The organism is Lentzea flava (assembly GCF_014648475.1).
Classification (GTDB): Bacteria; Actinomycetota; Actinomycetes; order Mycobacteriales; family Pseudonocardiaceae; genus Lentzea; species Lentzea flava.
The window spans coordinates 35,148-60,864 of record NZ_BMRE01000005.1 but is presented as its reverse complement, the minus strand read 5'-3'; the positions used below and the strand labels follow the sequence as shown (position 1 = coordinate 60,864).

The following is a 25,717-nucleotide window of genomic DNA, read 5'->3' as shown; positions in this document are numbered from 1 at the left end:
CTCCCGATGTCACTCGACCCGATCGTCGACGAGTTCCTGGTGAGCGGTGAGCCGGACGTGGCCGTGCTCGAACAGGCGCTCACCGCCGAAGCCGCGCGGCGCGTGGAGCTGCGCGCGTACTTCCGCGAACTGGACGGCGCGCCGGTGCGGCTGGTCGCCCGCCGGATCGCCGTGCGGATCAACGACAACACCCCGCTCGACCCCGCGAACCCGCCGCTGTTCCGGATTTCGCTGGAGGACGGCGTGCTCCGTGTGGTGATCCATCCGTTGCTCGACAGCCATCCGCTGCCCGGCGCCGACCTGCCTCCGCGCGCGAACGGCCGGGGCGAGGCCAGCGGGTGGATCGAGCTCGACGGCGTCACCGAAGAGGCCGTGGCGGCACTCGGCGGCCTGCTCGTCGAGGACGACTCACCCTCCACAGTGGACTTCGCCGGGCACGTGCTGACGCGGTCGATCCCGGTCGTCTCCGCCGAGGAACCGGTCGTTCGCGTGCGGGGCGGGCAGGTCCGCGTCGAGCACTCCGACGCGGAACGGTGGCTCGCCCGCCTGCGGTCGCTCGTGACGACCGGTGAACTGCTGCCACCGGAGGAGATCGACCAGCTCCGCGCGTGGTCGGCCGGGCCCGTGGCGCCCGTGTCGCCACCGGTGCACGAACTGGTGGAAGCGGCGGCACGGGAGCACCCCGACGTGATCGCCGTCCGGTTCCACCGGGACGAACTGACGTACCGCGAGCTGGACGAACGGGCCAACCGGCTGGCGAACGCGTTGCGGGCCAGGGGAGTGCGGGCCGAGGACAGGGTGGCGGTCTGCCTGGAGCGGGGCCTGGATCTGCCGGTCGCGTTGCTCGGCGTGCTCAAGGCGGGTGCCGCGTACCTGCCGCTCGACCCAGCCAACCCGCAGGGACGGCTCGCGTTCCTGGTCGTCGACGGCGGCGCCCGTCAGCTCGTCACCTCACCCGAGCTCGCGGGCCGCGTTCCCGTGCTGCCGCGCAAGACCCTGCTGACCACCACCCTCGACCGGTTTCCCGCCACCAGACCGGAGGTGGAGGTTCACCCCGACAACCTGGCCTACGTCCTGCACACTTCGGGCTCGACCGGAGTGCCGAAGGGCGTCGGTGTGACGCACGGCGGGTTCGCGAACTACGTCAGCTGGGCGCGGGAGGCCTACGAGCTCGACCGGGGCGCAGGGTCGCCGCTGCACTCGTCGATCGGCTTCGACCTCACCGTGACCTCGCTGTTCCCCGCGCTGGTGGCAGGACGCGCGGTCACGCTGACCGACGCCGACGTCACCGGGCTGGCACGGGTGCTGGGCGGGCAGAGCCTGGTCAAGCTCACGCCCGCGCACCTGGACCTGCTGGGCGCGCTGTTGTCACCGGACGAGGTCGCGAGTGCGACCAGACGGCTGGTCGTCGGTGGCGAAGCGTTGTCCGGTCAGGCGTTGCGGGCGTGGACCGAGCACGCACCGGACACGCTGGTGGTCAACGAGTACGGGCCGACGGAGACCGTCGTCGGCTGTTGCGTGCACGAGGTGACCGCCGGTGCCGCACCGCCCGGACAGGTCCCCATCGGCAGGCCGATCGCCAACACCCGCCTGCACGTCCTGGACGACGAGCTGCGTCCGGTGCCCGCCGGGGCGGTCGGGGAACTGTTCATCGGCGGCGCCGGAGTGGCCCGCGGGTATCTGGGCCGCCCAGGGCTCACGGCCGAACGGTTCGTGCCGGACCCGGTCACGCCCGGCGAACGTCTCTACCGCACCGGGGATCTCGTCCGCTACCGCGACGACGGTGTGCTGGAGTACCTGGGGCGCAACGACGACCAGGTCAAGGTGCGCGGTCATCGGATCGAGCTCAGCGAGATCGAGATGACCCTCGTGCGCCACCCCGACGTGACCGCCGTGGCCGTGCTGGCCCGCGAGGACGTGCCCGGCGACCGCAGGCTCGTGGCCTACCACGCGCCGGGCGCGGCGCCTCCCGACGACCTGGCCGGGTTCCTGCGACGCACGCTGCCCGAGTACATGGTGCCCGCGCACTACGTCGGGCTGCCCGAACTCCCGTTGACCCGCAACGGGAAGGTGGACAGGGCCGCGTTGCCCGCTCCCGGCGAGAAGAGCGAGCTCGAACGGGACGCGGTGCTCGACGACGACATCTCGCCTGCCCCGATCCTGGCGGATTTCCTGAACCCGCGGCACGTCCTGATCACCGGCGCGACCGGCTACCTCGGCGCGTTCCTGCTCGCCGAACTGCTGCACAAGGACGACGCGATCATCCACTGCCTGGTCAGGGCCGACGACGGCACCGCAGCCTGGCAACGGCTCGAACGCTGCCTGCGCGACTACGAGATCTGGGACGAGGGGTTCCGCGACCGGATCGTCGTGGTGCCGGGAAGCCTGGACCAGCCGGGACTCGGGCTCGGCAAGGAGCGTTACGACCAGCTCGCGAACGAGATCGACGCGATCTACCACTGCGGCGCGCAGGTCAACTTCGTCTTCCCGTACTCGGCGCTGCGTCAGGTGAACGTGCTGGGCACCAAGGAGGTCCTGCGCCTCGCGTGCACGGTGAAGGCGAAAGCCGTGCACCACCTGTCCACATTGGACATACTGATGCACGGCAGCGAGCGCGACGTCCGCGAGGACACGGTGATCCCGCCGTCCGAGGTCGTCGGTGGCTACGACCAGAGCAAATGGGTCGCAGAACAGCTCGTCGCCGCGGCCGGGGCGCGAGGGCTTCCGGTCGTCCGCTACCGGCCGGGCGCCATGCTCGGCCACAGCGCCACCGGCGTGGCGAACCCGGCCGACTACTCGTGCGTGCTGGTGAAGGGCTGTGTGCAGCTCGGGATCGGGCCCGACCACGACCTCACGCTGAACTTCATGCCGGTCGACCACGTCAGCCGGGCGATCGCGCACCTGTCGCGGCAGCAGGCCTCGTTCGGCCGCGTCTTCCACCTGAACAACCCGCGGTCGTTGCCGCTGAAGGACGTCTGGCGGTGGATCACCGACTTCGGCTACCCGTTCGAGGTCGTGGACGACGACCGCTGGCGTGCCGCGCTCGCCGGCGTCGGCCCGGACAACGCCCTGTTCCCGGTCGTCCCGCTGCTGTTGCGGGAGGACTTCGTCGACCCGCGTGCCGGTGGGCAGTACCGGGTCGACCGCACCAACACCGAGACCGCGCTGGCCGGCAACGGCCTCACCTGCCCGCCGATGGACGCGGCGCACGGCTCGCGAGTGCTGGACCACCTGGTGCGCACCGGTTTCCTCCCACCGGTTGTGCGGGGAATGTGCGCCGCCGCACCAGCATTCCGCGACACGGCCCGGCGAACGGATTCGACTGGAGTGATCTCGCTATGAGCGACACCGATGCCCGGCTGCTGCACCGCTTGGTCGAGCAGCAGGCCGATCGCACCCCGCAGGCGTGCGCCGTCACCCACCTCGGTGCGGACCTGAGCTACGCGGAGCTGGACGCGTGGGCCAACCGGCTGGCGGACGCCCTGCGCGAGGCGGGCGTCGGCGTCGAGACGAAGGTCGCGGTCATCGCCGAACGCTGCACAGAGACGGTCGTGGCGCTGCTCGCGGTGCTCAAGGCCGGCGGCGTGTACGTGCCGATCGACCCGGCGAACCCGCCGCGCCGGTTCCACTACCTGATGACCGACTCCGGCGCGTCCGTGCTGGTCACGCCCGAATCGTTGCGCGGAGCCGCACCGGAGGGCGAGTGGACGACGGTCCTGTCCGACGCCGAGCATCTGGCGGACCGGCCGGCGGACCGGCCGGAGTCCGGGGTGCGGCCGGACAACGCGGCGTACGTGATCTACACGTCCGGCTCGACCGGTGAGCCCAAGGGCGTCACGGTGGCGCACCACCAGATCGTGCACACCACGCTGGCGCACAACGACTTCGACCGGCAGCCGCCGGCCTGCTTCCTGATGCCGATCTCGTTCTCGTTCGACGCCAGCGCGGTCGGCCTGTACTGGACCCTCGCGACGGGCGGGCAGGTCGTCCTGCCGTCGCCGGAGGAGCACCGCGACCCGCGCAAGCTGCGCGACCTGATCGCCAAGCACCAGGTCACCCACCTCGACTGCACGCCGTCGCTGTACTCGCTGATCCACGCCGACGACGCCGGACCGCTCGGCAGCCTGCGGTGCGTGATCGTCGGCGGTGAGGCGTGCCCGAAGTTGTTGGTGGATCGGCACTACGCGCTGCTGCCGGACTGCCAGCTGGTCAACAACTACGGCCCGACCGAGCTGACGGTGTGGGCGACCACGGCGCTGCTGGACCCGGCGGCCGACGTGGTCCCGATCGGAACGCCGATCCCCGGCTCCGGCGCACACCTGCTGGACTCGGAAGGAAATCCTGTCGCCGACGGCGAGATCGGCGAGCTGTTCGTCGGTGGCGTGAACGTGGCGCGCGGCTACCACAACCGGCCGGGGCTCACCGGTGAGCGGTTCCTGCCCGACCCGTGGACCTCCGGCGGCCGGATGTACCGCACCGGCGACCGCGCCCGCCGCCTGCCCGACGGCCAGCTGGAGTACTGCGGCCGGGTCGACCACCAGGTCAAGGTGCGCGGGTACCGGATCGAGCTGGCCGAGGTCGAGCACGCGCTCACCTCGCATCCCGGCGTGACCGAGGCCGTCGCGGACGTCCGCCAGATCGGCGAGAGCCGCAACCTCGTGGCGTGGGTCGCGGGCGAGGTGGACGCGGACGACGTGCGTGCCCACCTCGCCGAGATCGTCCCGGCGCACATGGTGCCCAGCTCGCTGGTCGTGCTGGACGTGTTGCCCCGCAACGTGGCCGGCAAGCTCGACCGCGCCCAGCTGCCAGAGCCCGCGCGGCCGACCGGCAACGGCCGCGAGATGACCGCGCTGGAGACCGAGGTCGCCGAGCTGGTAGGGGAGATCCTGGGCGTCGAACGGGCCGGTGTGCTGGAACCGTTCTTCGAGCTCGGCGCCAACTCGCTGCACCTGGCCAGGCTGGCGCTCGCGCTGTGGAGCCGGTTCGGCGTGAGCATCCCGATGCACCAGCTGTTCGAGGTCCCGCACGTGGCGGGCGTGACCAGGATGGTCGAGGCCGCCAAGCGCAGTGCCGCCGCCGAGCAGACCGGCACCCTGGAGGAGATCCTCGCGGAGACCGTGCTGGACGAGTCGATCCGGCCGGCCGCCGACCTGCCCGACGCGTCCTGGACCACCCCGTCGCACGTGCTGCTCACCGGCGCCACCGGCTACCTGGGGGCGTTCCTGGTCAAGGAACTCCTCGACCGCACCGACGCCACCGTGTGGTGCCTGGTGCGCGCGGGGTCGGCCGGCGCCGCCAAGGACCGCGTGCGCGACGTCATGCGCCAGTACCTCATCTGGGAGGACAGGTACGAGGACCGGATCGTGGCGGTCGTCGGCGATCTCGCGGAACCGCTGCTGGGCGTGGGGGAGGAGGGGTTCGCGAAGCTCGGCGAGATGATCGACTCGATCTACCACGTCGGCGCTCTGGTCAACTTCGTGTACCCGTACAGCGCGCTGAAGCCCGCGAACGTCGACTCGGTCGTCGACGTGCTGCGGCTCGCGGTGACCGGGCGGCGCAAGGCCGTGCACTACATCTCCAGCATCGACACGTTCCTCCACACCGGACTGAACCGGCCGTACCTGGAGGACGAGGAGCTGGTGCCCGCGGAGGCGCCGGAGGCGTACTCGCGCAGCAAGTGGGCGGGTGACCACCTGGTGCGGATCGGCCGCGAGCGCGGTATCCCGGTCGCGCTGTACCGGCCGGGCATGATGATCAGCCACACCGAGACGGGTGCCACGCAGACCAGCGACTACCTGTTGCTGCAGATCAAGGGCCTGCTCGAGTTCGGTGTGGTGCCGTCGATGGACTACCTCTTCGACGCCATCCCGATCGACTACGCGGCCGGGGCGATCGCGCACATCTCGTTGCAGGACAAGTCGCTCGGTCGCAACTTCCACCTGTGGAACCAGAACCCGGTGCCGCTCGTCGAGGTCTACGGCTGGGTGCGGTCGTTCGGCTACGACTTCGAGATCGTGCCGCTGGAGACCGCGGTGCAGCACCTCGTCACGCTCGGGCCGGACAACCCGCTGTTCCCGTTGCTGCCGCTGCTGTTCGAGGAGCGGTCGACGTCGGTGCTGCCCGCCTTCACCCGTGAGGTGCTCGCGGTGACGGACCTGCACGCGGAGTGCGCGAACACGCTGGACGCGTTGCGGGACATCGGGGTCGAGTGCCCGTTGATGACGGCGGAGCTGGCGCACAAGTGCTTCTCCTACATGGTCGACATCGGGTTCCTGCCGACGCCGGAGGAGCAGCGCGCCCGGCTGCGGGACAAGGCAGAGGTCGCTCGATGACGCTCATCCTGCTGCACCCCACCAGCCTGCCGCGCCGCGAGGAGCAGCTGAGCCTCGCGGTCGACGCGCCGGCCCCGTTGCGGCTGGCGCGGCGGCTGGCGGCCGGCGTGTCCGGTACCGACCTGCTGGACCGGCTGCGCGCGCTGCCGCCGCGCAGCGGGTCGGTCGCGCTGGCCGAACGCGTGGACTCCGGGGTGCCGTACACCTACGACCACCGACTGCGCGAGTTCGACGAGCACTTCGGCGTGGAGCGGGTGGACGTCGACACCGACGGCGTGTTCGCGAGGTCCCTGCTCGTGGCCTACCGGTCGTTGCTGGAGGAGGGCCTCGCGAGCGGCACCAGGATGAGCTGGGCGCGGTGGTCCGCGCTGGTGTCGATGCTGCAGACGATGATCGTGCGCTGCGCGGGGGAGACGGCCGACCTCCCCGTCGCGGTGCGGCCGCCGTTGCTGCGCTGGCACCTCGACCCGGAACGGCGCTGGCGGGTCGGCCACCACGTGTTCTTCGTGGTGACGCAGTGCCTGATCGTGGCGCTCCAGTCGTTCGTGACGGCGCTGCGCGAGGACGACGACCTCGCGGGCGCCAGGCGAGGGCTGCGGCTCGCGACGAGACTGCTCGACGCCTCCAGCGCCGCGTTCGTGTTCACCGCCGAGTTCGGCGCGAACCAGTACCACCACACGGTTCGCCCGACGATGGAACCGCCGTTCGTCTCGGCCGGGTTCAGCGGCCTGCTCTCGCCGGACCACCACTACCTCGTGCGGCTGTTCGCCGAGGTGCGGCCGACGCTGCGGGCCCTGCCCGCCGACCTGGTCGCCGACCACGCCGCGTTCGTCCGTGCGCTGGGCGCGGTCTACGAGTCGCACAAGTACGTCTGCGCCCGCTTCGGCGGTGACACCGGCGCGAGCCTGCGCACCGGCGCACTGCCCGCCGTGGAGGTCCTGCACGCGCTGAAGCTGGCCCGAACCAAGATCGTGGGGCGTCCATGAACTTCGCACACGTGCTGTGGGAGCGCGCGCAGGCCACACCCGCGCGGAAGGCCCTGACGTTCAACGACGTCGCGCTCGACTACGGCGGGCTGCACCAACGGGCGGCGGTCGTCGCCGCGCGGCTGGCCGAGGTCGCACGGCCAGGTGACCGGGCGGTGCTGCTGCTGCCGCCCGGCCTGGAGTACGTGGCGGCGTTCTTCGGCTGCCTGTACGCCGGGGTGATCGCGGTGCCGACCTACCCGCCGCTCGACGAACGGCAGATCCCGCGCCTGGTGTCCGTGCTGCGCGACGCCCGTCCGGCCGCGGTGCTCACCCTGCCGGCGCTGGCGGACGCGGCACGGGAAAGCCTGGCGCGTCAGGGGTTCGCCGAGCCGGTCGGGTGGCTGTCGGCCGAGGCCGGACCGGGTGAGGACGAGATCTCCGCCCTGGCTGACGGCGAAGTCGCGTTCCTGCAGTACACCTCGGGCTCCACCAGCACGCCCAAGGGCACGGTGGTCACGCACGACAACCTCCTGCACAACTCCCGGGCGATCCAGACCCTGTTCGGCACCACCGAGAACAGCGTCGGCGTGATCTGGCTGCCTCCGTACCACGACATGGGGCTGATCGGTGGAATCCTGCAGCCGATCCACGGCGGGTTCCCGGTCCACCTGATGTCCCCGCTGGACTTCCTGGCCGACCCGCGGAAGTGGCTGGCCGCGATCAGCGAGCACGGCGGTACCGCGAGCGGCGGCCCGAACTTCGCGTTCGACCTGTGCGTGCGCAAGATCGCGCCTTCGCAGCGCGTGGGGCTGGACCTGTCGAGCTGGGAGGTCGCGTTCTGCGGTGCCGAGCCGATCCGGCCGGCGACGCTGGAGCGGTTCGCCGAGGCGTTCGAGCCGTACGGGTTCCGGCGCGAGGCGTTCTATCCCTGCTACGGCCTGGCCGAGAGCACCCTGATCGCCACGGGCGGGCTGCGCCTGACCGGGTACCGGGTGCGGGACGGCGTGGTGTCGTGCGGCACGCCGATCGCCGGTCACTCGCTGGAAATCCGTTCCCCCGAAGGGCAGCTGCTGCCTGACGGCGAGGTCGGCGAGATCTGGCTGCGCGGGCCGAGCGTGGCGCGCGGCTACTGGGGGGACGAGGCGCTGTCCGCCGCGACGTTCACCCCGGACGGCCTGCGCACCGGCGACCTCGGTTGCCTCGTCGACGGTGAGCTGTACGTCTCCGGACGGCTCAAGGACGTCGTGATCGTGCGCGGCCGCAACCTGTTCGCCGAGGACGTCGAGCACGCGCTCACCGGGTGCCACGCCGCGATCCGGCCCGGTGCCGTCGCCGCGTTCGAGGCCGACGGTGAACTCGCTGTCCTCGCCGAGCTGGTCGGGTCCGCCGACGGGGTGGCGGACGCCGTCCAGTCGACGTTGATCGCCACCTTCGGGGTGCGGGCCGAGCACGTCCTGCTCGTGGCGCGCGGCACGATCCCCAAGACGCCGAGCGGCAAGATCCGGCGGGCGGAATGCGCCAGGATGCACCGGGACGGAGAGCTTTCGTTGCTCGTCCCTGTCGTGTCCACTGTGGAGGTTGCGGCCGATCCGCGTGCGGCCCGGATCGCCGAGCTGGCGGCGGCCGTGCTGGAGACGTCGTCGGTGGCCGTCGACGCCTCGTTGACGGCGGCCGGGCTCGACTCGTTGCGCGCGGTCGAGCTGCGGCAGGCGGTCCAGCGCGAACTGGGTGTGGAGCTGCCACTCGCGGACCTGCTCGGCGGGGCGAGCGCGCAGCGGCTGGCGGCGGCCGCCGTGGCCGCCCGGCCGGTCGAGACCGGTTCGTTCGACGGGAGCCTGCTCAGCGACGGCGAACGCGGGCTGTGGCTCGCCACGAGGCTTTCCGGCGACCCCGACCACTACGTGCTCGCCATCGGTCTGGAGGTCGTCGGCGGGATCGACGCGGAGATCGCCACCCGCACGATCGACTTCCTCGCCGAACGGCATCCCGCGCTGCGCACGTACTTCCCGGACGTGGCCGGTGTCCCGCGCCGCGAGCCGTGCCCGAAACCGCTGACATTGCGCGTGGTGGACACCGCGCCGGAGGAGTTCGACGCGGTGGTGGACCGGCACGCGGCCGAGGGCATCGACCCCGCGGGCGGGTCGCTGTGGCGGGCGGCGCTGATCCGTGCGGCCGGGCGCGACGACGTGCTCGTGCTGTGCGCGCACCACATGGCCTGTGACGTGTGGTCTCTCGACGTGCTGGCGCGGGAGTTCGGCGAGGCCTATCGCTCGCTCTCCGCAGGCGCCACTCCACAGTGGACGGAACCAGGCGATCCGGCGCGGTGCGCGGCCAGGCAGGAAGCGCTGCTGAGCGGTGACCGCGGGCGTGAGCTCGCCGAGTTCTGGCGCTCCGAGCTGGCCGAACTGCCGCCGTCCGCCGCGCTGCCGCAGGCCCGTCCGCACCGGCGAGTCGCCGCCCCGACCGGACGGCACCGGATGCGGCTCTCCCCTGAGGTTCTCGCCGCGGTGCGCTCGCTTGCCGCGCGAGCCGATACGACGCCGTATTCCGTGCTGGCCACCAGCTTCGCGTGGACGTTGCACCGCTACACCTCCGAACACCGGTTCGTGCTGGGTGTTCCCGCGCCCGGCAGGCTCGACCCGGAGTCCGTGTCCGCGGTCGGCTACTTCGTCAACCCGCTGCCGCTGGTGTGCGAGATCGACCCCGAGGCGGACTTCACCGCGCACCTGGCGGCGTTCAGCGGCCGCGTCGCGGCGGTGCAGGCCCACCAGGAGTACCCGTACCAGCGGATCGTGGAGAACTTTGTGCCGGCCGAACGCGGGTCGGACCTGATCCGCGTGTTGTTGCTGCAACAGCAGACCCCCGGCGGGCACGCTCTGTCGTTGCTGGCCGACGAAGGCGATCTCGGCGGGCTGACGGCGCGAACCCGGTTCGTCACCCAGCGGACCGCACCGTTCGAGCTGACCGTGGAGATCGTCGCGACGGCGGCCGGGCTGACGTGCTCCCTGACCTACGACAGCGAGGCGCTGCGCGAGTCCGAGGTGGCCGCGTTCGCCGGGCACTGGGCGAACGTCCTCGACGCGGTGGTGACCAACCCTTCGCTGCGGCCGCACGAGGTCGCGATGCTCACCCCCGCCGAACAGCGGGCCGCGCTGGAGCTCAACACCAGCTCACCGGTCAGCGGTGTGTCGATCCCGGAGGCGGTGCTCGCGATGTGCGCGGCACATCCGTCCGCGATCGCCGTCGTGGACGAGGAAGGCTCGCTGACCTACGCCGAACTGGCGGCTCGTTCCGCGGCGCTCGCCGTCGCACTGGGCGAGGTGCCTGCGGAAGCACCGATCGCCGTGCTGCTGCCTCGGGGACGCGACCTGGTCGCGGCGATGCTGGCGGTCCAGCGCATCGGCTCGCCGTACCTGCCGCTCGACGTCGACCACCCGGATCCCCGGCTGGCCGCGATCCTGGCCGATGCCACCCCGCCTGTGCTGGTGACCAACGCGGATCTGGCCCGTGACCGCGCGTCGTTGTTGCGCGGCCGCGTGGTGCTCGTCGAGGACGTTCCCGCAGCTGCCGAGGCACCCGCGGGTCCCACGCACCCGGACCGGTTGGCCCACCTCATTTACACGTCCGGCTCGACCGGCACCCCCAAGGGTGTCGCATGTGGACACAGGGGTGTGCTCAACCTGGTCGCCGACTACCGCGCCCGCGTGCCGCTCGGCCCCGGCGACGCGTGCGGCTGGTGGACCAGCCCCGGCTTCGACGTGTCGGTGCACGAGGTCTTCACCGCGTTGACGGCGGGCGCGACCGTGCACGTCTGCCCGGCCGGCATCCGCAACGACGCCGAGGCCGTGCTGCGCTGGCTGGCCGACCGCCGGATCGTGAGCGCCTACCTGCCGCCGCACCTCCTGCCCGCCGCGGCCGACTGGCTGGCCGCTCATCCCGTCTCGCTGCGGGCGTTGCTGGTCGGGGTCGAGCCGATCCCGCAACCGTTGCTGCGCCGGATCGCCTCGGCCGTGCCGTTGGTGATCAACGGATACGGCCCGACCGAGACCACCGTGTGGGCCACGTTCCACCACCTCGATCCCGAGGGCTCGGAGGAGGGCATCACCCCGCTCGGGTTCTCCGTGACCAACGGCCCGATCCACCTGCTCGACGCGGCGGGCAACCTCGTGCCGCCCGGCGCGGTGGGCGAGATCCACATCGGCGGCCTCGGCGTCGCCCGCGGTTACCACGGCCGCCCCGGCCTGACCGCCGAGCGGTTCGTCCCGTCGCCCTTCGTCGCGGGACAACGGCTCTACCGCACCGGTGACCGCGCCTACCACCGCGCCGACGGGCAGCTGGTGTTCCTCGGCCGGTCCGACTCCCAGGTGAAGGTGCGCGGCATGCGCGTCGAGCCGCGGGAGGTGGAGGCCGCTCTGGCAGCGCACCCGGACGTGCGGACCGCGCTCGTCATCGCCTCGGGCGCGGCGCCGGACACCAGGCTCATCGGCTACGCCCAGGTCGACGACCTGTCGCTCGCCGCGGATCTCCAGCAGCACCTGCGTTCCCGGCTGCCGGGACCGATGGTGCCGGACCAGGTGGTGTTGCTGACCGAGTGGCCGATGACGGTGAACGGCAAGATCGACAGGACTCGTCTGCCCAGTCCGGTGACCGCCGAGTACGAGCCGCCGTCCGGCGAGATCGAGTCGGTCCTCGCGTCGATCTTCGCGGAACTGCTCGACCAGCCGCGGGTGGGCCGCACCGACAACTTCTTCCACCTGGGCGGGCACTCGTTGCTCGCGGCACGGGTCTCGGCCGAGGTGGCGGCCCGCCTGGACCTGGCGGTGGAGCTGCGGCACGTCCTCGAGCACCCGACGGTCGCGTCGCTCGGCGCCGTGCTGGCACAGCAGACCGCCGCCGCACCGACCGGCATCGACCTGAGCGAGGTGCTGCTGAGCCACGTGGCGGCCCTGCCGGTGGAGGCACTGGAGCAGCTGGAGGGTGATCGGCCGTGACCACGACGTTGACCGAGGCCCAGCGCGCGCTGCTGGCCCGCATGAGCGCTCCGCCCGGCGAGCGCGAGGGACTCTTCCCGGTGACGGCGGCCCAGCGCGGCCTGTGGCTGCACGACCAGGTGCACCCCGGCGACAGCGCCTACCACATGCCCGCGTTGCTGAGGCTGCGCGGCGAGCTCGACGTCGCTCTTCTGCAGCGCCGGTTGCAGGACCTGGTGGATCGGCACGAATCGTTGCGCACGACGTTCGTCGCGATCGACGGCCAGCCGCTGCAACGGGTCGTGGCGTCGAGGACGCACTCTCTGTCCGTTGTGGACGCTGCTTCGTTCGACGAGGCGCTCGCTTCGGCCCGATCCCTCGCGATGGAGCCGTTCTCGCTGCGGTCCGGTCCGTTGTTCCGGTCCGTGTTGTGGCGGCTGAGCCCTGTCGACCACCTGCTGCTGCTCGTGGTGCACCACGTCGTGGCGGACGGTGTGGCGGTGTCGGTGCTGTTCGGCGAACTGGCGGGAGCACCGGCTGTGCCGGCGTTGCACCCGGTCGACCTGGCACTGCGCGAGGTCGCGGCCGGTTCCGACGACGGCTACTGGACATCGCTGCTGGAGGACTGGACACCTCCTGCGCTGCCGTTGATCGCAGGCTCACCGGGCTGCCGGACGTCGCACCACCACGCTCCGGACGTGTCCGGGCTCGCTCGGGAAACCACCGAGTACGCGGTGTGGCTGGCGGCCCTGGCCGCCGCGTGGGGACGGCTGACCGGCCGGACCGACGTGGTGATCGGCATGCCGTTCGCCGGCCGCGGCACCCCCGACACCCAGCACACCGTCGGGTTCCTGGTGATGACGCTGCCCGTGCGGCTGCGCTGGGACGGTGCCACGACGTTCCACGACCTGGTGGACCTCGCCGGGGCGGCGATCCGCTCGGCGGTGGGCCACGCCGCGGTGGTGCAGCGGCCGCGCCTGTTCGACGTCCTGCTGACGATCACCCCGGACCTGCCGGTGGACCGCCTCGCCGGCGCCGGCGCCACGCCGGTGCCGGTGGAAGCGGGATCGGCGAAGTTCCCGCTCACCGTGGACGTGAACTCTCAGGGGCTGACCTGCGTCCACGACACCGCCGTGCTCGATTCCGACGTCGTCGCCGGTGTCGTGACGGCGATGCGCGCGGTGATCGCGGACCCGTCACGGCCGGTGGAGGACGTCTCGCTCGCCCGGTTCACTCCTCGTGGGCCTGCGGTTCTCCAGCCCCGGGGTGACCTGACGGGCCGCGCGGACCGGTTGGCGCGCACGATCCGCAGCCACTGCGACGACGTGACGCTGGCGAGCCGCCCGGTCGCGGTGTTCGCCCCGGCGGGAACCGATCTCGCGGTGGCGTGCCTGGCGGTCGTGCGGGCGGGTGGGCATCACCTCGTGCTGAACCCCGACGACCCGGCCGATCGGATCTGGACCGCGGTGGCCGAGCACGACCCGTGCCTGGTGGTCACGGCGGGGGCGGCGTCGATGGCCGGGTTCTCCGGGGTGCCGCGGATCAGCGCGGACAGCACGGCGGACCCCGGTGGGGAGTTGCCGGTGCCGCATCCGGGTCTGCCCGCGGCGGTGCTGCCGCCCGGCGTTGTGGTGAGTCAGGGTGATCTCGCGCGGCTCGCGGGGAGTGCGCCCGCCGGAGGGTCCGCGCCGGTTGGGTCCGCTGACGCGGTGATCGAGCTGTGGCGCGGCCTGGTGGTGGACGAGGAAACGAGGTCCGGTCAGCGGTCGGTGCGGCACGACGGTGACACCGTGGTGACCGGCGAGGGGACCCGGTCGGTGCGGCACGTTGGTGATGCCGTGGTGCTGGGCGATGGGACCCGGCCTGGTCAGCGGTCGGTGCGGCATGACGGTGACGCTGTGGTGGCTGGTGACGAGACCAGGCCGGTGCGGCACGACGGTGACGCTGTGGCGACCGACGAGGAAACCCAGCCCGGCGACCGGTCGTGGTGGCACGACGGCGACACCGTCGTCCTCGACCCCCGGTTCCGCCCACAGCCACCGGGCTGGCCGGGCGAGCTGTGCGTGGCCCTGGACGGCATCGGTTTCGCCGACCTCCCGCGCCTCACCGCCGAACGACTCGTGCCCGGCGACCACACCCGTCTGCTGCGCACCGGCCTGCAAGCCGTCGCCCGCGCCGACGGCATCGAGCTCGTGTCGCTGGAACGCTGGTTGCGCGCCCAGCCCGGCATCGCCGACGCGGCGATCGTCCACCGCGACGACGCCACTGTCGCCTACCTCGTGGGCACCGCTGATCACGACGACCTGCGAGCACGCCTCGGCGGACACGCGCCGACCGCGTTCGTCACCCTCGACACCATCCCGCGCACGCCGGACGGTCAGCCGGACACCGGCCGCCTCACCCCGCCGCCCGACCGCGAGCCGCCCGCCGGTGCGCTGGAGGAGCTGGTGGCCCGGTGCTGGGCGGACGTGCTGGGGGTCGACCAGGGCAGCATTGCCAGGACCGACGACTTCTTCGCGCTCGGCGGCCACTCGCTGCTGGCCACCAGGCTGGCTGCCCGCCTGTCGCGGGAGCTGGACCGCGATGTCGGTGTGGCGGCGGTGTTCGGGCATCCGACGGTCGCGGGCACCGCGCGGGCCATCGAGCAGCAGCAGGACCGCGGGCCGTTGCGGCGCGCGGAAAGCGCGGAGTCGCCGCTGTCGTTCGCCCAGGAGCGCCTGTGGTTCACGCAGCAGTACGACCCCGGCTCGCCGCGCTTCACCATTCCACTGGCGGTGCGGCTGGAAGGTGACCTCGACCTCGCGGCACTGCGCCAGGCGCTCGCGGTCGTGGTCGAGCGGCACGAGCCGTTGCGGTCGCTCGTCGGCGACGGAATCCTGCGCGTGTCGGAGAAGGTCGTTCCGGCACTGTCCGTTGTGGACTCCGATCCCGAAGGTGCGCTGGGACTGTTGGAGGAGGCGGCGCGCACGCCGTTCGACCTCACCACCGAGCATCCGTTGCGCGCGCTCGTCGTGCGGCTGGCGGACGCCGAGCACATCCTGTTGCTCACGGTGCACCACATCGCCTGCGACGGCTGGTCGGTCGGTGTGCTGGCCGGCGAGTTGTCCGCCGCGTACGGCGCGATCAGGGAGAACCGCACGCCCGGCCTGCCCGAGTTGCCCATCGCGTACGGCGACTTCGCCCGGTGGCAACGCGAGCTGCCGCACGACGACCTGCTCCGCCACTGGGGGCACCGGCTCGCCGGAGCGCCGCTCGTCCTCGACCTGCCCACCGACAAGCCGCGTCCCGCCGTGTTCCGCGGGCGGGGCGGCACGGTGCCGATCGGGCTGGAGGCCGGTGGCACCGCCGCCGTGCGCAAGGTCGCGGCCGCGCACGACGTCACGCCGTTCATGGTGCTGCTGGCTGGGCTCGCGATCGTGCTGCGCCGGTGTGCCGGGCAGGACGACCTGGTCATCGGCACGCCGATCGCCGGGCGGGAGCGGCCGGAGGTCGAGCACCTGATCGGCTGCTTCATCGACGTGGCACCGCTGCGGCTGGACCTGACCGGGGATCCGTCGGTCGGCGAGGTGCTGCGCAGGGTGCGGGACACCTGCCTGGACGCCTACGCGCACCAGGGCCTGCCGTTCGAACGGCTCGTCGAGCACCTGAAGCCGGAACGCGACCTGTCCAGAACGCCGGTGTTCCAGGTGATGCTGGCGCTGGAGAGCGGACCGGTGCCGACGCCCGCGTTTCCCGGTGTGGCCGCCACGCCGATCCGGGTCGACAACGGCACCGCGCAGCACGACCTCACGTTCTGGCTGCGTGACCAGCCCCACGAGATCGGCGGTCACGTCGAGTTCAACCTCGACGTGTTCTCCGAGTGCGGGGTCGAACGGCTCGTCGAACGCCTCGGCACCGTGCTCGAGCGGCTCGCCGACACCTCCGACGACACGCCGGTGTCCGAAGTGGACGTCATGTCCGACGGTGAGCGGCGCTGGCTGCGCAGCCTCGGCCAGGGCGTCACCGTGCCCGTTCCGCCCGGCACGACGGCGGGGGCCGTGCACGCGCGGGCGGTCGTGGCGGACGACGACGTCGAGCTGACCGCGAGCCAGGTTCTGCGGCGTGCCACCGAGATCGCCACCTCGCTCGCGCACAAGGGTGTGCGCAGGGGTGACGTCGTCGGGGTGTTGCTGCCCCGGTCCGCGCACGTGGTGGAGGCGTTGCTGGGCGTCTGGCTGGCCGGCGCGGCCTATCTGCCGCTCGATCCCGCGTTCCCCGAACAGCGGTTGCGCGCGATGGTGGCCGACTCCCACGCGAAGCTCGTCATCCACACGACCGACGACCTGACCGGGGAACAACATCCGCTGCCGGAGGTCACCGGCGACGACCGCGCGTACGTGATGTACACGTCCGGCTCGACCGGGCGGCCCAAGGGCGTGCTCGTGCCGCACGGCGCGGTGCTCAACCTGCTCGGCTCCATGACCGAGGCCTGGGGACTCACACCCGAGGACACCGTGGTCGCGGTGACGACGCTGTCGTTCGACATCTCGGTGCTGGAGCTGTTCGGCCCGCTGCTCACCGGCTCCCGGCTGGTGGTGGCGTCGGCGGACCAGGCGACCGACCCGGTGCTGCTGGCGGACCTCATCGCCCGCACGAAGGCCACCGTCGTGCAGGCCACGCCGTCCACCTGGCGGATGCTCATCGACTCCGGCGCACACCTGCCCACCGGTCTCCGGGCGTGGTGCGGTGGCGAGGCGCTTCCTGCCGACGTGGCCGCGGCGCTCCTTCAGGCCGGTCTGGTGGTGGGCAACCAGTACGGGCCCACCGAGACGACGATCTGGTCCACAGTGGACAGCGTCACGGACCCGGACGCGATCGGGCTCGGCCGGCCGATCGCCAACACCGACGTGATGATCCTCGACGACGCGTTGCGGCCGGTTCCGGTGGGCGTGCTCGGCGAGGTGTGCCTGGGCGGTGCCGGTGTCGCGCACGGCTACCACGGTCGTCCCGGCCTGACCGCCGAACGGTTCGTCCCGTCGCCCTGGGCCGCGGGCCGGCGGATGTACCGCACGGGCGACCTCGCCAGGTTCACCCAGGACGGCGTGCTGCGGTTCGAGGGCAGGCGCGACGCCCAGGTGAAGATCCGCGGGCACCGGATCGAGCCCGGCGAGGTCGAGGCACGGCTGGCCGACCACCCCGGCGTGACCGAGGCGGTCGTGGTCGCGCGCGACGAACGGCTCGTCGCCTACGTCGTGGGCCCGGCCCCGGCGGAGGAGCTGCGGGCACACCTGCGGGAGTCCCTGCCCGAGTACATGGTCCCGTCGGTGTTCGTGGAGCTGGCGCACGTCCCGCACACGCCCAACGGCAAGGTCGACCGCGCGGCGCTGCCCGATCCGGCCGCGGCGACGGCCACCACGCACCACGTCGCCCCGCGCACACCCGAGGAACGGACTCTTCAGCGGATCTGGGCGGACGTGCTGGACGTGAGCGAGCAGGACATCTCGGTCCACGACTCGTTCTTCGACCTCGGCGGCCACTCGATGCTGGCCACCCGCATGGTGACCAGGCTGGGCCACCGGATCGCGCTGCGCGAGGTGTTCGAACACCCGACCATCGCCGAGCTGGCGCCACGGCTGGCCGACGAGACGGTCCGGTCACCGATCGAACCGTCGACGAGAGACGAGTTGTCATCGGCGCAGGAGCGGCTCTGGTTCCTGCACCGCCTCGACGGCCCGAACCCCGTCTACAACATGCCTTTCGCGCTGCGGCTGACCGGTGTGCTCGACGTACCGGCGTTGTCCGAAGCTCTGATCGACCTCCAGGCACGGCACGACGTGCTGCGCACGGTGTTCTCCGAACGTGGCGGCGTGCCACGGCCGGTCGTGCGGGAACCCGCGGACGTCCTGACAGTCCACCGCACCACCGAGGCCGAACTGGACGCCCAGGTCGTCACCGCCGCGGCGCACGCGTTCGACCTGACCACCGCCGCACCTCTGCGCGCCTGGCTGTTCGAGCTCGGCGAGCAGGACCACGTGCTGCTGATCGTGCTGCACCACATCGCGGGCGACGAGTCGTCGATGCGGCCGCTGCTCATCGATCTCACCACCGCGTACACGGCCCGCACCGCCGGAAACGCCCCTGGCTGGGCACCGTTGCGCGTGCAGTACGCCGACTACGCGGCCTGGCAACGGCGTCAGCACGACGACTCGCTGCCGTTCTGGCGCGACCGCCTCGCGGACCTGCCCGCACGGCTGAGCCTGCCCGGTGAACGACGCGGGCCGGCCCACCCCACCCACCGCGGTGACACCGTCCACTTCGGACTCGGTGACGACCTGCGCCAGGCACTGCTGGACCTCGCGGCACGGCACAACGCGACGCCGTTCATGGTCTGGCAGGCCGCCGTCGCGGTGCTGCTGCACCGGATGGGCGCGGGCGCGGACATCCCGCTCGGCACCCCGGCGGACACCCGCGGCCACTCCGAGCTGGACGACCTGGTCGGCCTCTTCCTCAACGCGGTGGTGCTGCGCACCGACGTCTCCGGTGATCCGGGCTTCGCCGCACTGCTGGCACGGGTGCGGGACGCGGACCTCGAAGCCTTCGAGCACGCCGACCTGCCGTTCGACCGGCTGGTCGAGGCGCTCAACCCGGCTCGCGCACCCGGCTCACACCCGTTGTTCGGCGTGTACGTCGCCTACCGCGACAAGCCCGTCGCGACACCCGCCCTGCCGGGACTGACCGCCCGCCCGCACCCCGTGCCGGAGCTGTCCGCCAAGGCCGACCTCGCGTTCGCGCTCGATCACACGGGCCAGGCCTCGATCATCTACGCCACCGACAGGTTCGGCAGGACCACCGTCGAGGGCCTCGGCGCACGCCTGCACGAGGTGCTGCGCCAGGTCGCCGCCGATCCGGACCGCCCGATCAGCGGCATCGAGGTGCTGGCGAACGACGAGCGGACCAGGCTGCTGACCGGCTGGAACGACACGGCCTGCGCGATGCCGGACGCCTGCTTCGCCGACCTGTTCGAGGCACGCGCGAAGGTCCGCCCGGACCACCCGGCGGTCGTGTTCGGCGGCACCGCACTGACCTACCGCCGGCTCGACGAGGCCGCGAACCGGTTGGCGCACAAGCTGATCGAGCACGGCGCGGCGCCGGACCGGCTGGTCGGGATCATGCTGCCGCGATCGCTGGAGATGATCGTCGCGATGGTCGCCGTGCTGAAGTCCGGCGCCGGTTACCTGCCGCTGGACCCCGCCTACCCGGCGCACCGCGTGGAGCTCATGAGAGCCGACGCGAAGCCGGTGTTCGTCATCGGACCGGACGACCTCGACACCACCGGCTACCCGGACCACGCGCCCGAACGGAACGCGCTGCCCACCTGTCTGGCGTACGTGATCTACACGTCCGGTTCCACGGGCACGCCGAAGGGTGTTGCGGTCACGCACGCGGGCGTACCAGGGCTGATCGCGACCGCGACCGAACGCTGCGGCGTGACCGAGGACAGCCGTGTGGTGGGGTTCGCCTCGATCAGCTTCGACGTGGCGTTCTGGGAGCTGTGCATGTCGTTGCTGGTCGGCGGCACGCTGGTGGTCGCGCCGAGCGAGGTCCGCCTGCCCGACCGGGCGCTGACGGACTTCCTGGCGCGCAACGAGATCACGCACATGGCGTTGCCGCCCTCGCTGCTCGCGGTGCTGCCGGAGGACTGCGAACTGCCCGCGAACGGCACGGTGCTGACCGGCTCGGAAACGGTGCCGGCCGAGGTCGTCGGCCGGCACGGGCCGGGCCGGACGCTGTTCAACGCCTACGGCCCAACGGAAGCCACGGTCAACTCGACGTTGTGGCGCGCCACCGACGGGCCGATCACGGCGGTGCCGATCGGCGTGCCGGACCCGGACACCACCGTGTACGTGCTCGACGGCCTCGACCTGGTGCCACCCGGCGTGATCGGCGAGCTGTGCATCGCCGGCCGAGGCCTGGCCCGCGGCTACCTGAACAGGCCGGGTGTGACGGCGGCGGCCTTCGTGCCCAACCCGTTCGGCCCGCCCGGCAGCCGGATGTACCGGACCGGTGACCTCGTGCGGTGGACCGACGACGGCGAGCTGGAGTTCTTCGGCCGCAAGGACCACCAGGTGCAGGTGCGCGGGTTCCGGGTGGAACCGGGCGAGGTCGAGGAGGCCCTCAGAAGGCATCCGTCCGTGCGCGAGGCCGTGGTCCTGGCCGACACACCGGGCCCTGGCCAGACCCGGCTGGTGGCCTACGTGGTCACCGACGACGTGGAGCCGTTGCGGGACCACCTGCGTGAGCTGCTGCCTGGGCACATGGTGCCGTCGCTGTTCGTGCCGATGGACCGGATTCCCCGTGCCACCAACGGAAAGCTCGACCGCGTGAACCTGCCTCGGCCCGGCGTGACGGCCGCGGGCGTGCAGGAACCACCGGTCACGGACCAGGAGAGGGCGGTCGCCGCGGTGGTGTGCGAGGTGCTCGGCATCGGGGACATCGGACTGCACGACGACTTCTTCGAACTCGGCGGGCATTCCCTGCAGATACCGCGGATCGCGGTGGGCGTGCGGGAACGCACCGGAACGGACGTCTCGGTGAAGGACGTGTTCCTCGCGCCGACCGTGGCGGGAGTGGTGGCCGCGCTCGGCCGGGGCACGCGGACCGCCCCGATCATCGCGGTCGACCGCGCCGCACGCCGGCGGGTGGCGCCATGACCGAGTACACGTTCCCGCTGTCGTTCCAGCAGCACAGGTTCTGGTACCTGGAGCAGCTCAGCCCCGGCGGCGCCTACCACCTGCCGATCGTGCTGCGGTTGACCGGCGAGCTGCGGGTGGACCTGCTGCACGAGGCGTTGCAACTGGTCGTCGACCGGCACGAGGTGCTGCGCACCCGCTACCAGCCCGACGCCCAGGTGCAGGTCGTCGCCGAGGAGTGGGCGGTACCGCTCACGATCGTCGAAGGTGATCTCGACCGGATCAGGGCCGAGACGCTGGCGGAGCCGTTCGACCTGTGGTCGGCGCCGCCACTGCGGGTGGTGCTGGTCAGGATCGCCCCGGACGAGCACGTCCTGCTGATGGTCGTGCACCACATCGCGTGCGACGGCTGGTCGTTGGGCGTGCTGGGCCGCGAACTGTCGATCGCCTACACGGCGCTGCACGACGGCCGTGAGCCGGAGCTGCCGGAGTTGCCCGTCCAGTACGGGGACTACGCGCTGTGGCAACGGGACCGGATGTCCGGCGACGTGCTGGCCGCCGGCCTCGCGCACTGGGCGAACGTGCTCGTCGGCGCACCCGCCACGCTGGAGCTGCCGACCGTCCGGCCGCGTCCCGCCACGCCGACCCTGGCGGGCGACCGCGTCCAGCTGGCCGTGCCGGAACCGCTGACCCGGCGGGTGGCAGAGCTGGCGCACCGGCACGGCGCCAGCGTGTTCATGGTCGTGCTCGTCGCCTACGCGACCGTCCTGACCCGGTTGTCCGGCCAGGACGAGGTCGTCATCGGCACGGCGATCGCCGGACGGGAACGGCCGGAGGTGGTCGGGCTCGTCGGCTGCTTCATCGACGTGGTCCCGTTGCGGCTGTCCACGGCGAAGACCTCGGCCGAGGAGCTGCTCGCCGCCGCGCGCCGGGTCTGCCTGGACGCCTACGCCCACCAGGACGTGCCGTTCGAGCGGATCGTCGACCACCTCCGACCGCCGCGCGACCCTGCCCGCGCACCGCTGTTCCAGGTGATGTGCAACGGCCAGGACACACCACGGCACGACGTGAGCTGGCCCGGTGTCGAGGTGACCGGTGAGCAGCCGGAGCCGGGGGTGTCGAAGTACGACCTCACCCTCGACGTGCACCAGCGGTCCGGTGGGCTGCTGCTGGACCTGGAGTTCAACCGGGACGTCTTCGACGAGCCGCAGATGACCGGCTTGCTGGACCGGGTCGTCGTGGTGCTCGACTGGCTGACCGACGACACCCGGCCGCTGTTCGGTGACGAACCACCACGGCCCGCACCCCAGGTCGAGCGGATCACCGCACCGAAAACGCACCGGCCGGCGGGAGTCGAGCCGCGCGACGAGCTGGAAGCGCTGGTGCTCGGCCACCTTCGCGCCGCCCTGGGGGACGAGCGGCTCGGCGTGACCGACGACTTCTTCGACCACGGCGGATCGTCGCTCGCCGCGATGACCGCGCTCGTCCGGATCCAGCAGGACACCGGGCACCGCCTCGGTCCCGCCGACCTCTTCGGCGAGGCGACCGCGGCGGCGTTCGCGGCACGGATGCACGAGAGCGACCACGAAAGCGAGCGGAACCGATGAAACGTGTCTCCTTCCGGCGGCTGCTGGACGTGCTGGGCGGCCTGGTGCTCGCGTCGCTCGTGCTCGTGCCGTCGGCCACCGGCCTCGGCGCGCTGCCGGCACTCGGCACCGCGCTCAACCCCGGCACCGGCGTGTGGCGCCTGTCCGCCGACGCGGGCACCGCCCGGTCCGGCGAGATGGCGTTGCCAGGCCTGAAGAACCCGGCGACGGTGTCGTTCGAGGACAACGGCATCGCCCACGTCAGGACCGGCGACGACCAGGACCTGTTCCGCGTGATCGGCTACCTGCACGCCCGCTTCCGGCTGGTGCAGATGGACCTCACGCGCAGGCAGGCCAACGGCACGCTGTCGGAGGTGATCGGCGCGGCGACGCTGGAGGTCGACAGGTTCCAGCGCGACCTCGGCCTGCGCAGGGCCGCCGAACGCGACTGGGCGGCGCTGGGGGACGACAACCCGGCGAAGGCGACCCTGCAGTCCTACAGCGACGGCGTCAACGCGGCGCTGCGCGAGCTGCGGTCGGGCAACCGGATGCCCACCCAGTTCGCGGTGCTCGGCTACGAACCGGCCGACTGGTCACCCGTGGACAGCCTTGCCGTGCAACGACTCGTGGGCCAGAAGATCAGCTTCGACTCGCAGGCGCCGTTGTTCTCCTACGCCGAGAAGGCGATGGGGACGGAGGCCTTCAAGGCGTGGTTCCCGGACGTGCCGGAGAACAAGCAGCACCCGTACGACAAGGGGCCGTTCAAGAAGCTCCCGCTGACGCCGTTGCCGCAACGGTCGTTCCCGGATCCGGGCAACGGCACCACGAAGGCGAGCGCGGCCGGCCAGACCAAGCCGGACGGGCCGCTCGCTCTCGGCGCGGGCTCGGAGCTCGCACCGCTGCTGGAACGGCTGGGCGAACTGCCGAACAGCGGCATGGGCACCATGGGCCACAGCAACAGCTGGGTCGTCTCCGGCAGCCGCACCGAGTCCGGCAAGCCGATCCTCTCGGCCGACCCGCACCTGCCGCACAGCCTGCCGTCGATCTGGTACCAGCTCGAAGGACGCAGCCCCGGCTACCACTTCAGCGGCGTCACCACGCCCGGCCTGCCGGTGCCGCTGCTGGGCAAGACCGACGACTTCAGCTGGGGCCTCACCGCCTCGCAGCGCCCGACCACGCTGTACTACCTGGAGAAGACCGAGCAGGGACGGCCGGACGAGTTCTTCTCGAAGGGATCGTGGCAGCCGATGACGCTGCTGCGCGAGAAGATCGCCGTGCGCGGCCAGTCCGATGTGGACCACACGATCAAACTCACCTCGCACGGCCCGGTGATGGAGGTCGAAGGTCTCACCGCGGCCGTGTGGTGGGCGGGCACGCTGCCCAACGACAACCTGCACAGCATGCTGAAGATGTTGCGCGCCAGGAACATCCAGGAGTTCCGCGACAGCCTCAGCAACTGGGTCACCCCGGCGCTGAACTTCTCCTACGCCGACCGGCACGGCGACATCGCGATGTTCAACGCGGGCGTCGCGCCCCAGGTCGACGGGCATCCGCCGACGCTGCCGCTGCCCGGTGACGGCACGGCGGAGATCACCGGCTCGATCCCGTTCGAGGCGCTGCCGTCGTCGGTCAACCCGCCGGAGGGCTACATCGTCTCGGCGAACCAGCGCGAGGTCACCGGCGACTACCCGTACCAGTACTCGACGTCGTACAACTGGGTGCTGCACGGCTGGCGCGACGGCGAGATCGTCGACCGGATCACCTCCGCGGGCAAGCTGTCGTTCGCCGAGACGGCGGCGATGCAGAGCGACTGGCACGACAACAACGCCCGCCAGCTCGTCCCGCTGCTGCTGGAGGCTTTGAACGGCGAGCAGCTGTCGGGCTCCGAGCAGCAGGTCGTGGACATGTTGCGGGGCTGGGACTTCACCGCGGGACCCGAGTCGCTGGCGCCCGCCTTCTTCGACTCGTTCAAGAACCGGGTCTCGTGGGTGACGTTCGAGCCGTGGTGGAAGCACTACGGCGTCAAGCAGAACCCCGGCGAGTACCTGCTGCCCAAGGGACCGGACGCCGGAGCGTGGGCGCAGGAGACGTTGCGCGGCACCGTGCTCGGCTGGATCCAGCACGACCCGGACAACAAGTACTTCAGCCTGCCCGACGGCACCAAGCGCACGACCACCCAGGTGCTGCGCGAGGCGTTCCACCAGTCGGTCAAGCGGACCGTCGAGAAGTTCGGCGCGGACCTCAACGGCTGGCGGTACGACAGGTACCAGCGGGTGCTCTTCCCGTCGCTGCTGGGCATCTCGGCGCTCGACGTCGGCCCGATGCCGTGGGGCGGCAACCCGCGCACGATCAACACCTCGGTCGGCACGCGGGACGACGACGCGGGCAACCCGCTGTCCAACCTGTCCACCGCCGGTCCGACGTGGCGGCTGAACGTCGACTGGGGCACCGGCGAGGCCAACTCGATCTTCCCGGCGGGACAGAGCGAGAACCCGATGTCCCCCTGGTACGCCAACGGGGTCCCGGTGTGGATGAAGGGGCAGTTCTGGCCCGTGCTGGAAGGTGACGCGGTCAAGGGGACCTCGGAATGGAGGTTGCGGCCATGAGGGTCGTGCTGATCATCGCAGCGGTCGCGGCGCTGGACGCCGCGGCACTGCTGGTGGGCTGGTGGTGGGTGACGATCCTCGTGGCCGCGCTGACCGTGTTCCGCTTCGCGGGCACGAGGGTGCTGCTCGCGGTGCTCGCGGGCACGGTGGTCGCCTGGGGCGCGTCGATGGCGGCGCAGGCGGGTTCGCAGCTGGGCGCGGTCGCGGATCTCGTGGCCGCCATGGCGTTGAACAACCGCGGTCTCGGCTGGGTCGTGATCGTGGTGTCCCTGGTGTACGCGCTGCTGCTGGCGCTCGCCGGGAGCTGGATCGGTGGCGCGGCGAGGAGACTGCGCCGCACGGAACCGGAAGTCGTTGCCGAGCAGGAAGAAACCTTGGAGGCACAGCATGTCTGAGCAGTACACGGTCGTGATCAACGACGAGGAGCAGTACTCGATCTGGCCGGTGGGCCGCGAGGTGCCGCAGGGCTGGCGCGAGGCCGGCGTGAGCGGCGACAAGCAGACCTGCCTCGCCCACATCGACGAGGTGTGGACCGACATGCGGCCGCTGAGCCTGCGCAGGCACATGGCGGAAGCGGGGCTGTGAC

9 protein-coding genes are annotated in these 25,717 nt (G+C 71.7%); all 9 read left to right on the top strand.

Annotated elements, in window-relative coordinates; genetic code table 11:
* The first annotated feature begins 6 nt into the window (after nt 1-6).
* Genes IEZ09_RS09740 through IEZ09_RS09700 form a run of 9 tightly spaced genes read left to right on the top strand, consistent with a single transcriptional unit; the run spans nt 7 to nt 25,716 of the window.
* Nucleotides 7-3,342: an amino acid adenylation domain-containing protein gene (locus tag IEZ09_RS09740; protein WP_189253299.1), complete on the top strand. Its 3,336-nt coding sequence runs from the start codon at nt 7-9 to the stop codon at nt 3,340-3,342.
* The gene (locus tag IEZ09_RS09735; RefSeq protein ID WP_189253298.1) at nt 3,339-6,332 is read left to right on the top strand and encodes a non-ribosomal peptide synthetase; all 2,994 of its coding nucleotides are present in this window, start codon (nt 3,339-3,341) and stop codon (nt 6,330-6,332) included. The genes IEZ09_RS09740 and IEZ09_RS09735 overlap by 4 nt, the downstream gene beginning before the upstream one ends.
* Entirely contained in the window at nt 6,329-7,318 is a 990-nt protein-coding gene (locus tag IEZ09_RS09730; protein ID WP_189253297.1) for a 3-methyl-L-tyrosine peroxygenase-related protein, read from the top strand. Before IEZ09_RS09735 ends, IEZ09_RS09730 begins: the two co-directional genes overlap by 4 nt.
* Nucleotides 7,315-12,291, top strand: a complete 4,977-nt coding sequence (locus IEZ09_RS09725; RefSeq protein WP_189253296.1) for a non-ribosomal peptide synthetase — start codon at nt 7,315-7,317, stop codon at nt 12,289-12,291. Before IEZ09_RS09730 ends, IEZ09_RS09725 begins: the two co-directional genes overlap by 4 nt.
* The gene (locus tag IEZ09_RS09720; RefSeq protein WP_189253295.1) at nt 12,288-20,960 is read left to right on the top strand and encodes a non-ribosomal peptide synthetase; all 8,673 of its coding nucleotides are present in this window, start codon (nt 12,288-12,290) and stop codon (nt 20,958-20,960) included. Before IEZ09_RS09725 ends, IEZ09_RS09720 begins: the two co-directional genes overlap by 4 nt.
* Entirely contained in the window at nt 20,957-22,546 is a 1,590-nt protein-coding gene (locus IEZ09_RS09715) for a condensation domain-containing protein (protein ID WP_189253294.1), read from the top strand. The genes IEZ09_RS09720 and IEZ09_RS09715 overlap by 4 nt, the downstream gene beginning before the upstream one ends.
* A complete protein-coding gene (locus IEZ09_RS09710; RefSeq protein ID WP_189253293.1) occupies nt 22,543-25,131 on the top strand; it encodes a penicillin acylase family protein in 2,589 nt (862 codons plus the stop codon). Before IEZ09_RS09715 ends, IEZ09_RS09710 begins: the two co-directional genes overlap by 4 nt.
* Entirely contained in the window at nt 25,128-25,526 is a 399-nt protein-coding gene (locus IEZ09_RS09705; RefSeq protein WP_189253292.1) for a hypothetical protein, read from the top strand. The genes IEZ09_RS09710 and IEZ09_RS09705 overlap by 4 nt, the downstream gene beginning before the upstream one ends.
* Nucleotides 25,519-25,716 carry an MbtH family protein gene (locus IEZ09_RS09700; RefSeq protein ID WP_189253291.1) on the top strand — a complete coding sequence of 66 codons (198 nt, stop codon included), beginning with the start codon at nt 25,519-25,521 and terminating at the stop codon, nt 25,714-25,716. Before IEZ09_RS09705 ends, IEZ09_RS09700 begins: the two co-directional genes overlap by 8 nt.
* Nucleotide 25,717: the final 1 nt, after the last annotated feature.

Coding starts and splice junctions, on each gene's coding strand:
- IEZ09_RS09740 (WP_189253299.1), top strand. CDS start 7: ATGTCACTCGACCCGATCGTCGACGAGTTCCTGGTGAGCGGTGAGCCG.
- IEZ09_RS09735 (WP_189253298.1), top strand. CDS start 3,339: ATGAGCGACACCGATGCCCGGCTGCTGCACCGCTTGGTCGAGCAGCAG.
- IEZ09_RS09730 (WP_189253297.1), top strand. CDS start 6,329: ATGACGCTCATCCTGCTGCACCCCACCAGCCTGCCGCGCCGCGAGGAG.
- IEZ09_RS09725 (WP_189253296.1), top strand. CDS start 7,315: ATGAACTTCGCACACGTGCTGTGGGAGCGCGCGCAGGCCACACCCGCG.
- IEZ09_RS09715 (WP_189253294.1), top strand. CDS start 20,957: ATGACCGAGTACACGTTCCCGCTGTCGTTCCAGCAGCACAGGTTCTGG.
- IEZ09_RS09710 (WP_189253293.1), top strand. CDS start 22,543: ATGAAACGTGTCTCCTTCCGGCGGCTGCTGGACGTGCTGGGCGGCCTG.
- IEZ09_RS09705 (WP_189253292.1), top strand. CDS start 25,128: ATGAGGGTCGTGCTGATCATCGCAGCGGTCGCGGCGCTGGACGCCGCG.
- IEZ09_RS09700 (WP_189253291.1), top strand. CDS start 25,519: ATGTCTGAGCAGTACACGGTCGTGATCAACGACGAGGAGCAGTACTCG.